The sequence below is a fragment of the Mesorhizobium sp. LCM 4577 genome, from assembly GCF_001854795.2.
Classification (GTDB): Bacteria; Pseudomonadota; Alphaproteobacteria; order Rhizobiales; family Rhizobiaceae; genus Mesorhizobium; species Mesorhizobium plurifarium.
Genome location: NZ_MDDU01000001.1, coordinates 939,972 through 954,172 on the forward strand (window position 1 = coordinate 939,972; position 14,201 = coordinate 954,172).

The 14,201-nt window shown below is 64.2% G+C and carries 14 protein-coding genes and 1 other RNA gene; 12 read left to right on the forward strand and 3 right to left on the reverse strand.

The genetic code is table 11. The features are described from left to right. Positions 1-6 precede the first annotated feature (6 nt). On the forward strand, positions 7-870 hold the full coding sequence (locus LCM4577_RS04470; protein ID WP_071069911.1) for a prephenate dehydratase: 864 nt from the start codon (positions 7-9) through the stop codon (positions 868-870). A gap of 296 nt (positions 871-1,166) precedes the next feature. Here the strand turns inward: LCM4577_RS04470 and LCM4577_RS04475 are convergent, their stop codons facing one another. Genes LCM4577_RS04475 through LCM4577_RS04485 form a run of 3 tightly spaced genes read right to left on the reverse strand, consistent with a single transcriptional unit; the run spans position 1,167 to position 2,895 of the window. Then, a complete protein-coding gene (locus tag LCM4577_RS04475; RefSeq protein ID WP_071036291.1) occupies positions 1,167-1,469 on the reverse strand; it encodes a Dabb family protein in 303 nt (100 codons plus the stop codon). A 10-nt stretch (positions 1,470-1,479) separates the two neighbouring features. Then, the gene (gene nudC, locus LCM4577_RS04480) at positions 1,480-2,421 is read right to left on the reverse strand and encodes an NAD(+) diphosphatase (RefSeq protein ID WP_071069809.1); all 942 of its coding nucleotides are present in this window, start codon (positions 2,419-2,421) and stop codon (positions 1,480-1,482) included. Positions 2,422-2,475: 54 nt separating this feature from the next. After that, the gene (locus LCM4577_RS04485) at positions 2,476-2,895 is read right to left on the reverse strand and encodes an HIT domain-containing protein (RefSeq protein ID WP_040985997.1); all 420 of its coding nucleotides are present in this window, start codon (positions 2,893-2,895) and stop codon (positions 2,476-2,478) included. Positions 2,896-3,076: 181 nt separating this feature from the next. On the opposite strand from LCM4577_RS04485, the gene ffs reads away from it, so the two are divergent. The 11 genes from ffs to LCM4577_RS04540 all read left to right on the forward strand — a co-directional run bounded on the left by ffs (position 3,077) and on the right by LCM4577_RS04540 (position 14,110). Further along, positions 3,077-3,173, forward strand: an RNA gene (ffs, locus tag LCM4577_RS04490) — signal recognition particle sRNA small type. Positions 3,174-3,279: 106 nt separating this feature from the next. Continuing rightward, positions 3,280-5,100, forward strand: coding sequence for a DNA polymerase III subunit gamma/tau (locus LCM4577_RS04495; protein ID WP_071069812.1), 1,821 nt, complete (start codon positions 3,280-3,282; stop codon positions 5,098-5,100). 22 nt (positions 5,101-5,122) lie between these two features. Next, entirely contained in the window at positions 5,123-5,446 is a 324-nt protein-coding gene (locus LCM4577_RS04500; RefSeq protein WP_040985995.1) for a YbaB/EbfC family nucleoid-associated protein, read from the forward strand. A gap of 217 nt (positions 5,447-5,663) precedes the next feature. Next, positions 5,664-6,644 carry a cell wall hydrolase gene (locus tag LCM4577_RS04505; RefSeq protein WP_071069913.1) on the forward strand — a complete coding sequence of 327 codons (981 nt, stop codon included), beginning with the start codon at positions 5,664-5,666 and terminating at the stop codon, positions 6,642-6,644. Between the two features lie 88 nt (positions 6,645-6,732). Continuing rightward, positions 6,733-7,338, forward strand: a complete 606-nt coding sequence (recR, locus tag LCM4577_RS04510) for a recombination mediator RecR (protein ID WP_040985994.1) — start codon at positions 6,733-6,735, stop codon at positions 7,336-7,338. A gap of 23 nt (positions 7,339-7,361) precedes the next feature. Next, the gene (locus LCM4577_RS04515; protein WP_071069814.1) at positions 7,362-8,615 is read left to right on the forward strand and encodes a lytic murein transglycosylase; all 1,254 of its coding nucleotides are present in this window, start codon (positions 7,362-7,364) and stop codon (positions 8,613-8,615) included. Positions 8,616-8,879: 264 nt separating this feature from the next. Then, positions 8,880-10,517 carry an ABC transporter substrate-binding protein gene (locus LCM4577_RS04520; protein WP_040985993.1) on the forward strand — a complete coding sequence of 546 codons (1,638 nt, stop codon included), beginning with the start codon at positions 8,880-8,882 and terminating at the stop codon, positions 10,515-10,517. A gap of 18 nt (positions 10,518-10,535) precedes the next feature. Then, positions 10,536-11,603 carry an ABC transporter permease gene (locus LCM4577_RS04525; RefSeq protein ID WP_071069815.1) on the forward strand — a complete coding sequence of 356 codons (1,068 nt, stop codon included), beginning with the start codon at positions 10,536-10,538 and terminating at the stop codon, positions 11,601-11,603. Next, the gene (nikC, locus tag LCM4577_RS04530) at positions 11,600-12,520 is read left to right on the forward strand and encodes a nickel transporter permease (protein WP_071069817.1); all 921 of its coding nucleotides are present in this window, start codon (positions 11,600-11,602) and stop codon (positions 12,518-12,520) included. Before LCM4577_RS04525 ends, nikC begins: the two co-directional genes overlap by 4 nt. Before the next feature lie 10 nt (positions 12,521-12,530). Further along, positions 12,531-13,367 carry an ABC transporter ATP-binding protein gene (locus LCM4577_RS04535; RefSeq protein WP_041001554.1) on the forward strand — a complete coding sequence of 279 codons (837 nt, stop codon included), beginning with the start codon at positions 12,531-12,533 and terminating at the stop codon, positions 13,365-13,367. After that, on the forward strand, positions 13,364-14,110 hold the full coding sequence (locus tag LCM4577_RS04540) for an ABC transporter ATP-binding protein (protein ID WP_071069914.1): 747 nt from the start codon (positions 13,364-13,366) through the stop codon (positions 14,108-14,110). The genes LCM4577_RS04535 and LCM4577_RS04540 overlap by 4 nt, the downstream gene beginning before the upstream one ends. Positions 14,111-14,201 lie beyond the last annotated feature (91 nt).

A 14,201-nucleotide genomic window follows, 5' to 3' on the forward strand; every position in this document is an offset into this window, starting at 1 on the left:
ATGAGCATGCCTGAAAAGACCAACAGAATTTCCTTCCAGGGTGAGCCCGGCGCCAATTCCGACACGGCCTGCCGCAACATGTTTCCGTCGATGGACCCGTTGCCGTGCCCGACCTTCGAGGACGCCTTCAACGCGGTCGAGACCGGCAAGGCCGAGCTCGCCATGATCCCCATCGAGAACACGATCGCCGGGCGCGTCGCCGACATCCACCACCTCTTGCCGGAATCGAAGCTGCACATCGTCGGCGAATATTTCCTGCCGATCCACTTCCAGCTGATGGTGCTGCCGGGCGTGAAGCGCGACGAGATCAAGACCGTCCACAGCCATATCCATGCGCTGGGACAGTGCCGCAAATACATCCGCAAGAACGGCTGGAAGCCGGTGATCGCCGGCGACACGGCAGGCTCGGCCAAGATGGTGTCGGAGGTGAAGGACCGCACCATGGCTTCGCTGGCGCCGGCTTTGGCCGCGGAGCTTTATGGGCTCGACATCATCGAGAAGAATGTCGAGGACACCGATTCCAACGTCACTCGCTTCGTCGTGCTGACCAAGAACAAGCAATGGGTGGAGCGCCCCGCGCCGGACGCCAAGATGATGACGACCTTCATCTTCCGTGTCCGCAACGTGCCTGCCGCGCTCTACAAGGCCATGGGCGGCTTCGCCACCAACGGCATCAACATGACCAAGCTCGAGAGCTACCAGCTCGGCGCCTTCACCGCGACGCTGTTCTACGCCGACATCGAAGGCCATCCGGACGACCCGCTGGTCAAGCTGGCGCTGGACGAATTGCGCTTCTTCTCACGCGAAATGCGCATCCTCGGCGTCTATCCGGCAAGCGCCTCGCGCGAACAGTGGAAGGTTGCGGATTGACCGGCTAGTGGCCGTCAACCGACGGTTCGGATCTCACGACCTTCGAGATTGGCGGGAGCCTTCGTGTTTCGTCATCCACGGGCGGAGCGACGCGAAGCGGAGCGCGCAGACCCGAGGATCCACGCCGTTACCTCAGCCGAGGGGCGCAGCGGAGCAGAATTCTGGACTGTCGCAAAGCGTCGAAGTCACGGCATGGATCCTCGGGTCTGCGCGCGTCGCTTCGCTCCTTGCTTCGCCCGGGGATGACGAAACACGGAGGTCTGCGCCAATCTCCGACGTATGCGCTCGAACCAATCTCAGCCGAACCCCAACGGCACGTAGTCGATCTCCATGAACGTCTCGACCTCGGGCACCCAGCGGTCGCGCACGAAGGCGACGTGGTCGGGATGCTCGTTGTAGCGCGTGTAGGCTGCCTGGTCGGCGAACTCCATCGAGAAGCCGAACTGGTAGTCGTTCTTGGGGCTCACCTGCCGCAACTGCTCGAAATGAGTGACGCCCTTAATCCCGGTCAGGATCTTCTTCGCGTCGTGGAGGAAGCGCTTCGTTTCCAGCGAATGCGGCTCGTGCTTCAAGCTGAACACCACGGTATGACGGATCATTCTTGCGCTCCTATTCGCTGTCGACCCAGGCGCGGATGAGGTGATGGGCGATCGCCCCTTTCGGCGGCGTGATCAAGCCGTCGGCATGCTGCCTGTCCAGCATCGTGCGCACTTCGTCGCGATTAAACCAGCGGCAGTCCTCGAGCTCGTTGAGGTCGGCCTGGATATCCTCGTTGAGCGGCTCGCCGAAGCAGCCGATCATCAGCGAATAGGGGAACGGCCATGGCTGGCTGGCATGATAGACGACGCGTCCGAGCCGGATGCCGGCCTCTTCCAGCGTCTCACGCCGCACCGCCGCCTCGATCGTCTCGCCCGGCTCGATGAAGCCGGCAAGCGCGGAATACATGCCCGGCGCGAAATGCCGGCCGCGCCCCAGCAGGCATTTTTCGCGCGTCGCCGTCAGCATGATCGCCACCGGGTCGGTGCGCGGGAAATGGTCGGTGCCGCAGGCGGGGCAATGGCGCCGGTAGCCGCCGGCCCGCATCTCCGAGCGGTTGCCGCACTTCGAGCAGAAGGCGTGGCTGGCGTGCCAGGCAAGCAGCGCGGCCCCTTGCGCCAGCGCGCCGGCGGCCGCCTCGTCGATCAGCCCCTGCATATAGACGGAGCGATAATCGATCGCCTTGATCGTCTCGGGCAGCTTTTCCGGCTCGACGCCGGCGGGCACCGCCAGCACCGGGCCTTCCTCGGAAAAGCCGAGCAGCACGCCCTGATCGAGCGAAGCCTCGAAGGCCTGGCTTTCATCCGCCTTGAACCATGGCTCGAACGTGCCGTCCTTCAATTTGAGGTAAAGCCGGCCGGCATGCATCAGCATCAGCCGTGCGGTCCGGTCGGCCAGCGCCTTTTCGACCACATCGTCGGCGCGGTTCTCGGACTGCCGGTCGATCCGGTTGCCGGCGAACCCGACGAATTGGCTCGGCTCGCGCAAGGGCGCGTCAAACAGACGAAAGCTCATGGGGACTCGGGCGGGCTGGGGACAAGGGGTGATGCCGAATGGATACTGGTCAGCTTATAGCGCCGCCTTGATCGTCTCGGCAAACCGTCTGATGTCGGAGCGCTGATAGGGCTCGCGCATGCCGTGCCCCCAGACCGGTCCCGGCCAGCCGGGATCGCCCTCGGAGCGGGCGACGACATGGACATGCAGCTGGCGCACGATGTTGCCCAAAGCGCCGGTGTTGATCTTGGTGCAGCCGGTCACCCGCTTCAGCGCCTGCGCCACCATGTTGGTCTCGAAGGTCAGCATCGCCTGGTCGAGCGGCGTCATTTCGTGGATTTCCTCGACGCCCGGCCGCTGCGGCACCAGCACCAGCCATGGCCAGCGGCGGTCGTTCATCAATCTGAGCTCGCAAAGGCCAAGCCACATAAGCTGCTCGCTATCCGCCTCCAATCGGGCGTCCAGCGTGAATCCGGCCTTGAGGCCAGGCAGCATGGGCGTTTCCTTTGTTTTTTGTAGCATTCTTCAAACCAAGGAACGCTAGAGCGGCGGCAAGGTGGCTGCAAGCGATTCGTTGACCGCTATTGGCGTTTTGAAGGACTTTCCAGTCGCGATGTGGCTGCGGGTTCCGGCTCTGCCCTTGCATTTCGCCGCCGAATTGCCGATATGGAGCGCGGGAGGTTGGTGGTGGACGATCCACTCGCCAACCGGGTCAGGTCCGGAAGGAAGCAGCCCTAACGAGCCCGGAACGGGTCATTGTTCCAGCCTCCCGCCTCTTCGCCTTTCTCCCGCGACATTGACGGCGCCAAGCCGTGCGGGCGAGATTATGCGCAGGAATCGGCCGCCCTCCGTCGCGGTCCTGGGAGCTTTTGACGGCGAATGAGCGAAGCCGGAAACTTGGGGACGGGAAGCCTGGAGACCGGTAAGGCCGGCGTCTATCGGGTCCTGGCGCGCAAATACCGCCCTTCGAATTTCTCCGAGTTGATCGGCCAGGAGCCGATGGTGCGCACGCTGACCAATGCGTTCGCCACAGGCCGCATCGCCCAGGCCTGGATGCTGACCGGCGTGCGTGGGGTCGGCAAGACCACGACCGCGCGCATCCTGGCGCGGGCCTTGAACTACAAGACGGCGACCATCGACCAGCCCTCGGTCGACCTTTCGATCCYCGGTGAGCATTGCCAGGCGATCATGGAAGGCCGCCATGTCGACGTCATCGAGATGGACGCCGCCTCGCATACCGGCATCGACGACATCAGGGACATCATCGATCGCGTGCGCTACGCGCCGGTCTCGGCCCGTTACAAGGTCTACATCATCGACGAAGTGCACATGCTCTCCACCCAGGCCTTCAACGGCCTCTTGAAGACGCTTGAAGAGCCGCCGCCGCACGTCAAATTCATCTTCGCCACCACCGAGATCCGCAAGGTGCCGATCACGGTCCTGTCGCGCTGCCAGCGCTTCGATCTGCGGCGCATCGATGCCGGCGCGCTGGTCGGGCATCTGTCCTCGATCGCCGCCAAGGAAGGCATTTCCGTCGATGACGAGGCCCTGGCGATGATCGCGCGGGCCGCCGAAGGCTCAGCGCGCGATTCGCTTTCCATCCTCGACCAGGCGATCGCCCATGGCAGCGGCACCGTCAGCGCCGACGCGGTGCGCGCCATGCTCGGCCTTGCCGACCGCGCCCGCATCATCGACCTGTTCGAGCATGTCATGAAGGGCGACGTGGCGGCTGCGCTCGCCGAGTTCCGCGCACAATACGACACTGGCGCCGATCCGGCCGCGGTGCTCACCGATCTTGCCGAGTTCAACCATCTCGTCACCCGCCTGCGCTTCGTGCCGGCGGCGGCCGACGACGCCTCGCTTTCCGAGGACGAGCGCCGGCGCGGCGCCGAATTCGCCGGCACGCTTTCGGTGCGCGTCCTGTCGCGGACCTGGCAGATGCTCTTGAAGGGCATTCCCGAGGTGCAGTCCTCCAATCGCCCTGTCAGCGCCGGCGAAATGGTGCTGATCAGGCTGGCGCATGCCGCCGACCTGCCGCCGCTGGACGAGGCGCTGAAATCGCTGGAAGGCGCGGGACCGCTGCCGAATGGCGCGCCGCGCGCCAATGGCGCACCGGCAAATCCAGGCAATGGCGGCGGCGCAAGCGCCGTGGCGCAGGCGCGAATGCCGGCTTCCACCGGTGGCGGTGCGCAGACGATGCGCCTGGTCGAAACGCAGCCCGTGCCCGTCACCTTTGCTCCTGCGCCGGAGCCGGTTGCCGAAACCCCTGTCGTTCCGGTGAAATCGCTAGCCGACATCGTCGCGCTTGCCGACGCCAATCGCGACATGGCCTTCAAGGTGCTGCTGAAACGCTGCGTGCGGCCGGTGCGCATCGAGCCGGGCCGTCTCGATGTCACCTTGACCGACGACGCGCCGAAGATGCTGCTCAACGACCTGACCTCCAAGCTGCGCGCCTGGACCGGCCGCAACTGGCTGGTGTCGCTGTCGAAGGAGGAGGGCGGCCAGACACTGGCCGAGATGGAGACGACCAAGCGCGAGAACGCCTTCTCCGACGCCAAGGCCGATCCGACGGTCGCAGCCATCCTCGCGCGCTTCCCCGGCGCCAAGATCATCGACGTGCGCATTCCGGACGTGCCGGACGTGGAAGACGCCGAAGCCGAAGTGCCGGTCGAGCCCGCCGCCGACGACGACGAAATCTGAAACAATCTTAGAGGACCATCCGATGAAAGATCTTCTCGGCCTGATGGGCAAGGCGAAGGAAATGCAGGCCAAGTTCCAGGCCATGCAGGACGAGATCGCGACGCTTGAAGCCACCGGCCAGGCCGGTGGCGGCCTGGTCAGCATCACGTTGACCGGCAAGTTCGACATGAAGGCGCTGAAGATCGATCCCTCGCTCATCAAGGCCGACGAAGCCGAGATCCTCGAGGACCTCATCCTGGCCGCCCACAATGACGCCAAAAATAAGGTCGAGCAGGTGATGCAGGAGAAGACCAAGGCGTTGACGGCAGGCCTGCCGATTCCGCCCGGAATGAAATTGCCGTTCTGAGGTGGCCTGCGCCAGTTAATTGAATATGAACGGAAATTGAGCCCGAGCCGCAATATTAACCATTTTGCCGGCAATGCTCACGGGCTCATTTCGCGGCTTTCATAAAGTTTTACCCAAGTCCAGAAGTTGCTAACCTTCTAGCCATCTTTTTGCCCGAAAGAGTCTCATTCTTGCCACATCTCGGGGCGGGCTGGCATCTGGACATGAGGCTTTTTTGGTGATCGCGACGCGATGGAAGACGCCGCTGCTGCTTATCGGCATCGTCACTTCCCCCTTGCTCCTGGCCGGTTGCAGCCAGACCACTTCCTCCCATGGCATGTCGGTGTCGGGTTTGACCAACGCCCTCACGCCGAGTTTCCTCACCACGCGTACCAGTCACTCGCCGAAGGACAAGGAATGCCTGCAAAGGGCGATGTTCTTCGAGTCCAACCGGTCGAGCCGCGACGGCATGATCGCCGTCGGCACGGTCGTGATGAACCGGCTGCGCTCGGGTCAGCATGGCAACACCATCTGCGAGGTCGTCGGCGAGAGGGGGCAGTTCGCCCCCGGCGTGATGACGCGGCCGATGAACTCCAAGGCGCTGCCTGACGTCGAGGAAGCCGCGGACGCGGTGCTGAGAGGCGAGCGCAAGGCCAAGCTCAAGAACACGATGTATTTCCACACCGCCGGCCTGCACTTCCCATACAAGAACATGCACTACACCATGGTGGCCGGTGGCAACGCCTTCTACGAGAAGCGCGGCCGCAACTGGCAGCCGCTGCCGGATGAGCCGATGGTCGCCATGGCGTCCGAAAAGTCGCAGAAAATCGATCCTACCGCGCCCGTTCTGATGGCTTCCGCCGAGCCGGTGGTCAAGACGATCGTGCGGTCGGATCCGGCCAAGCAGGCCGCGATGAACGAACCGACGCTTCCGGCCAAGGCGGCAATCGTTCCGGCCGAGGAGACCTATGTGACGGCCGCTGCTGCCTCCTCGCAGAAATCCGGCCGCCTCGCGCAGAAGCCGACGGTCGTGGCGATGCAGGAGCCGATGGCCGAACCGGACGCCTCGCGTTTCGGCGGCACGCTCAAGGGCCGCTACATCACTTCGGTGCCGAGAGCAACGCAGGAAGCAGCGATGGGCTTCCAGTCGACGCCTGAGAACACCGACGCCATCGGCGCGATGATCGTCAGCCAGGACCGGCCGCTCGAAACCAACTGAACCCGATTGCATCCAACAAGGCCCGCCATGGCAGCATGGCGGGCCTTGTGCCGTTGCTGGCTGTTCTGAAAAATCCTAGATCAAGGCGATGTCGAAGAGAATCGCCGGTCCGGAAATCGAACGCCTGATTCAGCTCCTGGCCAAGGTGCCGGGGCTCGGGCCGCGTTCGGCCAGGCGCGCAGCGCTTCATCTCATCAAGAAGAAGGAACAGCTGCTCGAACCTTTGGCCGCCGCCATGGGCGAGGCGGTCGACAAGGTGCGCATCTGCTCGACCTGCGGCAATGTCGACACCTCCGACCCTTGCATGATCTGCACCGATCCGCGCCGCGACGCCGGCACGCTGATCGTCGTCGAGGACGTCTCGGACCTTTGGGCGCTGGAGCGCGCGGCGGCCATGAACGTGCGCTACCATGTGCTTGGCGGCACGCTGTCGCCGCTCGACGGCATCGGCCCAGACCAGCTTAACATCCGCTCGCTGGTCGACCGTGTCGCCGGCGGCGAGGTGAAGGAAGTCATCCTCGCCGTCAACGCCACCGTCGAGGGCCAGACGACGGCGCATTATCTGACGGATCAGCTGTCAGGCTTCGAAGTGAAGGTGACGCGGCTCGCGCACGGCGTGCCGGTCGGCGGCGAGCTCGATTACCTCGACGAAGGCACGCTTGCCGCGGCGCTGAGGTCAAGGACGGCGTTTTGAGGGGTTTTTGGGGGACTTGGAAAATGACGAAGGAACGCTGCTTCCGCGTATTCGCCGCTGTTTTCCTTTTCGCCGCATTGGCTTTCTCTTTCGCCACCCCCACCCACGCCGCTCCCATTGACGACCAGTTCCAGGCCTGGCTGCAAACAGACCTCTGGYCCGAAGCCAAGTCCAAGGGCATTTCGAAGAAAACTTTCGACGCCGCCTTCCTCGGCGTGAAACCGAACCTGAAACTGCCTGATCTCGTCCTGCCCGGCGAAAAGCCGACGACGCCGCAGAAGCAGCACCAGGCCGAGTTCGGCCCGCCGGCCGATTACTTCGCCGAGAAGATCATCCGCGCCGTCACCACTGGCGGCCGCGCACGAGAGAGCGCCAACGCCAGGGTGCTCGGGCTGATCGAGAAGCGCTACGGCGTGCCGGGCGAGGTCGTGCTTGCGATCTGGGGTCGCGAGACCGGCTTCGGCGCGGCCAAGATGCCTTACGACGCCTTCGAGGTGCTGGGCACCAAGGCGTTCATGTCGACGAAGAAGGATTTCTTCCGCACCGAGGTGCTGGCGGCGCTCGAGATCGTCGAGCGCGGACTGGCGCCGGTCAACGCGATGAAGTCGTCCTGGGCCGGCGCGCTCGGCCAGCCGCAATTCATGCCGACATCGTTCCTCAAGCACGCCGTCGACTTCGACGGYGACGGCCGGCCCGACATCTGGAACTCGACGCCCGACGTGCTCGCCTCGATCGCCAATTACCTTGTGCATTATGGCTGGCTGAGGGGGCGCGGCTGGGGGATCGAGGTGACGGTTCCGGCCAACGTCTCCTGCTCGCTCGAAGGACCCGACCAGGGCAAGAAGATTTCCGATTGGGTGGCGATGGGCATCAGGCGCGTCGACGGCAAGGCGTTTGCGGCGAGCGAATTGAAGGCGGAAGGTTTCCTGCTGATGCCGGCCGGGCGCAGCGGCCCGGGCTTCGTCGTCACGCCGAACTTCTACGTGATCAAGCAATACAACAACAGCGATCTCTACGGCCTGTTCATCGGCCATGCCGCCGACCGCATCGCCAAGGGCGACGCCACCTTCGTCGGCGCCTGGGGCGCGGTCGGTGATCTCCATCGCTCCGACATCGCGGCCCTGCAACGGGCGCTGGAGGCCAAAGGCTATGATGTCGGCAGCGCCGACGGCCTGCCCGGCTTCAAGACCCGCCGCTCGATCGGCGTCTGGCAGGCCAAGAACGGCAAGCCCGCCACCTGCTTTCCCGATGCGGGTCTGGTCGCGCAGCTGAAATAGCGGCTGGCTAAGGCACGGACCCTGGTAAATTTTTGCGGACCGGCGGCTTCAAATAGCCGGCGCATGCGTCGACTCACGGCGGCCCGTCCGGTTCGATATGGTGTCCGGCAAGATGCCCGTTGCCGGTTCGAGAACCGCTGAATAGGGTGTTGACCAACTGGACAAAAAACACGACGGTAAGCGGTCAAAGCCGCAGCCGGCCTTGCCAAGAATAATAGAGCCCTGAGCCGGGAACTCAGGTCAACAAGACAGGGAACGATCACCATGATGCTCGAAAAGTTTGCTCACCGCTCTCGCGCCTTGCTCGCGGGCGCCGCGCTGTCCGCGCTGCTCGTCGCGCCCGCCTTCGCGGTCACGCCCGCCGATACGCTGGTCGAGGGCTTTGCCATCGACGACATCATCTCGATGGATCCGGGCGAAGCGTTCGAGCTGTCGACGGCCGAAGTCACCGGCAACACTTACGACCTCCTGGTCCGCCTCGACCTCAGCGACACGTCCAAGGTCAAGGGCGACCTTGCCGAGAGCTGGACGGTTTCCGACGACGGCCTGACCTACACGTTCAAGCTCAAGCCCGGCATGAAATTCGCGTCCGGCAACCCGATCACCGCGGCCGATGTTGCCTATTCCTTCGAACGCGCCATCAAGCTCGACAAGAGCCCAGCCTTCATCATCAACCAGTTCGGTATCACCGGCGACAATGTCACCGAAAAGGCCAAGGCCGTCGACGACACCACCTTCCAGTTCGTGGTCGACAAGGCCTATGCGCCGAGCTTCGTGCTGAACTGCCTGTCGGCCACCGTGGCCTCCGTCGTCGACGCCAAGCTGGTCAAGGAACATGTCGCCGCCGTCACGCCCAGCGCCGACTACAAATGGGACAACGATTTCGGCAATGCCTGGCTGAAGACAGGCTATGCCGGTTCGGGGCCATACAAGCTGCGCGAATGGCGCGCCAACGAGGCCGTCGTCCTGGAGCGCAACGACAATTACAACGGCGAGAAGGCCAAGCTCGCCCGCGTCATCTACCGCAACATGAAGGAAAGCTCGGCGCAGCGCCTGGCGCTCGAAGCCGGCGACATCGACGTCGCCCGCAACCTCGAGCCGAACGATCTCGACGCCATCGCCAAGAACGCCGATCTCACCAGCACAAGCGCGCCGAAGGGCACGGTCTACTACATCAGCCTCAACCAGAAGAATCCGACCCTGGCCAAGCCAGAGGTGCGCCAGGCGTTCAAATATCTGGTCGACTACGATGCGCTGGGATCGACCATCCTCAAGGGGATCGGCGAGATCCATCAGTCCTTCCTGCCCAAGGGTGACCTCGGCGCCATCGACGACAATCCCTTCAAGCTCGATGTCGCCAAGGCCAAGGAGCTTCTGGCCAAGGCCGGCGTGCCGGACGGCTTCAAGGTGACCATGGACGTGCGTACCGGACAGCCGACCACCGGTATGGCGGAATCGATCCAGCAGACGCTTGGCCAGGCCGGCATCCAGCTCGAGATCATTCCGGGTGATGGTAAGCAAACGCTGACCAAATATCGCGCCCGCAACCACGACATCTATATCGGCCAGTGGGGTCAGGACTATTTCGATCCGAACTCCAACGCCCAGACCTTCGCCTCCAATCCCGACAATTCCGACAACGCCAAGATCAAGACGCTGGCCTGGCGCAATGCCTGGGACATTCCGGACCTGACCAAGGAGACCGATGCGGCACTCTTGGAGAAGGATTCGGCCAAGCGCGCCGACATATACAAGGATCTGCAGCAGAAGATCCTCGATACCAGCCCCTTCGTCATCATCCATCAGCAGCTGGAAGTGGCCGGACTGCGCAAGAACCTCCAGGGCTTCAAGCTCGGACCGAGCTTCGACACCAATTTCGTCTGGTCGGTCTCCAAGCAGTAAACCCGGCGGACGCGACGGGTGAGCGTAGCTGAAAACCAGGCGGCGGCGGGGCGCGGCAGCGCCCGCGCCGTTGCCATTCTGTCGTCGCTCGGCCGCTTTCTCGTCATCGCGGTGACGACCTATCTCGGTCTTCTCGCGGTGACCTTCTTCATCGGCCGCGTCATTCCGATCGATCCGGTGCTGGCCGTCCTCGGCGATCGGGCGCCGACCGCCGTCGTCGAGCGCACGCGCCGCGAGATGGGCCTCGACCTGCCCTGGATCGAGCAGTTCTATCTCTATGTTAAAGCCGCCCTGAGAGGCGACTTCGGCACCTCGGTGCTGACCACCAATCCGGTGATGTCCGACATCCGTCGCGTCTTTCCGGCGACCATTGAGCTGGCGACGCTGGGCACGATCATCGGCGCTGTCATCGGCGTGCCGCTCGGCGTGTTGGCCGCCGTCAAACGCGGCAGCCTGATCGACCAGGTCGCGCGCATCGTCGGCCTCATCGGCTATTCGGTGCCGATCTTCTGGCTGGGATTGCTCGGACTGGTGCTGTTCTACGCCAAGCTGCAGTGGATCGCCTTCCCGGCGCGGCTTGATGTCGTCTACGAATACACCTTCACGCCGATCACCGGCTTTTACCTGCTCGATGCCGCGATCCAGGGGCAGTGGGACGTCTTCTACGACGCCTGGCGCCACATCGTCCTGCCGGCCGCGCTGCTCGGCTATCTGTCGCTCGCCTATATCAGCCGCATGACCCGCTCCTTCATGCTGAACGAGCTGGCGCAGGAATACATCGTCGCGGCACGCGCCAAGGGCCTGTCGGAAAGCCGCATCATCTGGGGCCATGCGCTGCGCAACGCCGCAGTGCCGATGGTCACCGTGATCGCGCTTTCCTATGCCAACCTGCTCGAAGGCTCGGTGCTGACAGAGACCGTCTTCTCCTGGCCCGGCATCGGCCTCTACATCACCAACTCGCTGCAGAACGCCGACATGAACGCCGTGCTCGGCGGCACCATCGCCATTGGCTCGGTCTTCATCGCCATCAATCTCTTCTCCGATCTGCTCTACCGGCTGCTCGATCCGAGGACGAAAGCCGGATGAGCGCCGAAACCATTCAATCCCGTCGCGAATGGTTGCTCAGCGACCGGCCTGCCTCGCGCCTGCAGGCAAGGCTCGGGCGTGCCTATGTCGCCTGGCGGCGCTTCTCGGCCAATCGGCTGGCGCTGGTCGGCATGCTGATCATCATCGCGCTGCTTGTGGTCGCCGCCTTCGCCGACGTGCTGGCGCCCTATTCGCCGACCGTCGGCGATCTGAAGAACGCCCGCCTCCTGCCGCCGGGCGCCGCGCACTGGTTCGGCACCGACGACCTCGGCCGCGACATCTATTCGCGCATCGTTTATGGCGCGCGCTGGACGCTTTACGTGGTGATCCTGGTCGCCATCATCGCAGCGCCCATCGGCCTCTTGGTCGGCACGATCGCCGGTTATGCCGGCGGCTGGACCGACACGATCCTGATGCGCATCACCGATATCTTCCTGGCCTTCCCGAAGCTGGTGCTGGCGCTTGCCTTCGTGGCGGCGCTCGGCCCCGGCATCGAGAACGCCGTGCTGGCGATCGCCATCACCTCCTGGCCGCCTTACGCGCGCATCGCCCGCGCCGAGACGCTCACGGTGCGCAACTCCGACTACATCAAGGCGGTGCAGTTGATGGGCGCATCGCCCTTCCGCATCGTGCTGCGCCACATCATGCCGCTCTGCATCTCCTCGCTGATCATCCGCGTCACGCTCGACATGGCCGGCATCATCCTTACCGCCGCCGGCCTCGGCTTCCTCGGCCTCGGCGCGCAGCCGCCGCTGCCCGAATGGGGCGCGATGATCGCGTCCRGCCGCCGCTTCATCCTCGACCAGTGGTGGGTGGCGGCTGCTCCGGGCGCGGCCATCCTCATCGTCAGCCTCGGCTTCAACCTGCTCGGCGACGGCCTGCGCGACGCGCTCGACCCCCGGAGCGGTGATCAATGAGCGGTGACCAATGAGTGACACGCTTCTCGATGTCGACGACCTGCGCGTCACCTTCCCGACCCGCACCGGCCTCGTGCAGGCCGTGCGCGGCGTCTCCTTCTCGCTCGGTCGCGAGCGGCTGGGCATCGTTGGCGAGAGCGGTTCCGGCAAATCGCAGACCGGCCGCGCCATCATGGGGCTGACCCCGCCGCAGGCCGAGGTGTCGGCGAAGAAGCTCGCCTTCGATGGCATCGATCTTTTGTCGATATCGCCGCGTGAGCGCCGGGCGCTGCGGGGAAACCGCATCGCCATGATCCTGCAGGACCCAAAGTATTCGCTCGACCCGGTGATGACCATCGGCCGCCAGATCGTCGAGACGCTGCGCACGCATGAGAAGGTCTCCAAGGCCGAGGCGCGCGAGCGCGCGCTCGCCATGCTGCAGGCGGTGCAGATCCGTGATCCGGCCCGCGTCTTCGACCTTTACCCGCACGAGGTCTCGGGCGGGATGGGCCAGCGCGCCATGATCGCCATGATGCTGGTCACCGGACCCGAGCTGATGATCGCCGACGAGCCGACCTCGGCGCTCGACGTCACCGTGCAGCTCGACGTGCTCAAGATCCTCGACAAGCTCGTCGCCGAGCGCGGCATGGGCCTGATCTTCATCTCGCACGATCTGCGCCTGGTCTCGTCCTTCTGCGACCGGGTCGTCGTCATGTATGCCGGCAAGGTCGTCGAGCAGATCAAGGCCTCCGAGCTGCGCGATGCCCAGCATCCCTACACGCGCGGCTTGCTCAACTGCATGCCGAGGATCGGCTTCGAGCGCCATCCGCTGCCGGTGCTCGACCGCAAGCCGGAGTGGGCGGCATGACGACTTCCATCACTGTCGAAGGGCTAGAAGTGGTCTTCGACCGGTTTCGCGCRCTGAAGGGCGTCAGCCTCGACGTGCGGGAAGGCGAATCCTACGGCCTCGTCGGCGAAAGCGGTTCCGGCAAGTCGACCCTGCTGAGGGCCATTACCGGCCTTGCGCCGGTCGCGTCCGGCACCATCATCGTGAACGGCAAGACCTTGGGCAAAACCCGCGACAAGGCCTTCTACCGCGACGTGCAGATGGTGTTCCAGGATCCCTACGGCTCGCTGCATCCGCGCCAGACGGTCGACCGCCTGCTGCAGGAGCCACTGGCGATCCATGGCATTGCCGATGGCGAGAAGCGCATCGAACGCGCGCTCGACGAGGTCGGCCTCGGCAAGGGCTTCCGCTTCCGCTATGCGCACCAGCTCTCCGGCGGCCAGCGCCAGCGCGTGGCGATTGCCCGCGCGCTGATCCTCGAACCCTCGATCCTCTTGCTCGACGAGCCGACCTCCGCGCTCGACGCCTCTGTGCAGGCCGAGGTGCTCAACCTGCTGGAAGAGGTCCGTCGCCGCCGCAAGCTTACCTTCCTGATGGTCAGCCACGACCTCGCCATCATCACCCATATGTGCGAGCGGCTGATGGTGATGCAGAACGGCGAGACGGTGGAGACGCTCACCGCGAGCCAATTGATCGGCCATCGCGTCAGCGAGGATTATACGCGCAACCTGCTCAGGGCGAGCGAGGGGTTCGTGCGGGTCTAGAGCCGGATGAGATTTATGGGAGTCGTGGGATTCCCAAATCAGCGATGATCTGATTCAACCTTGATGCTGGGCAGGAGGCCAGCATGGATGG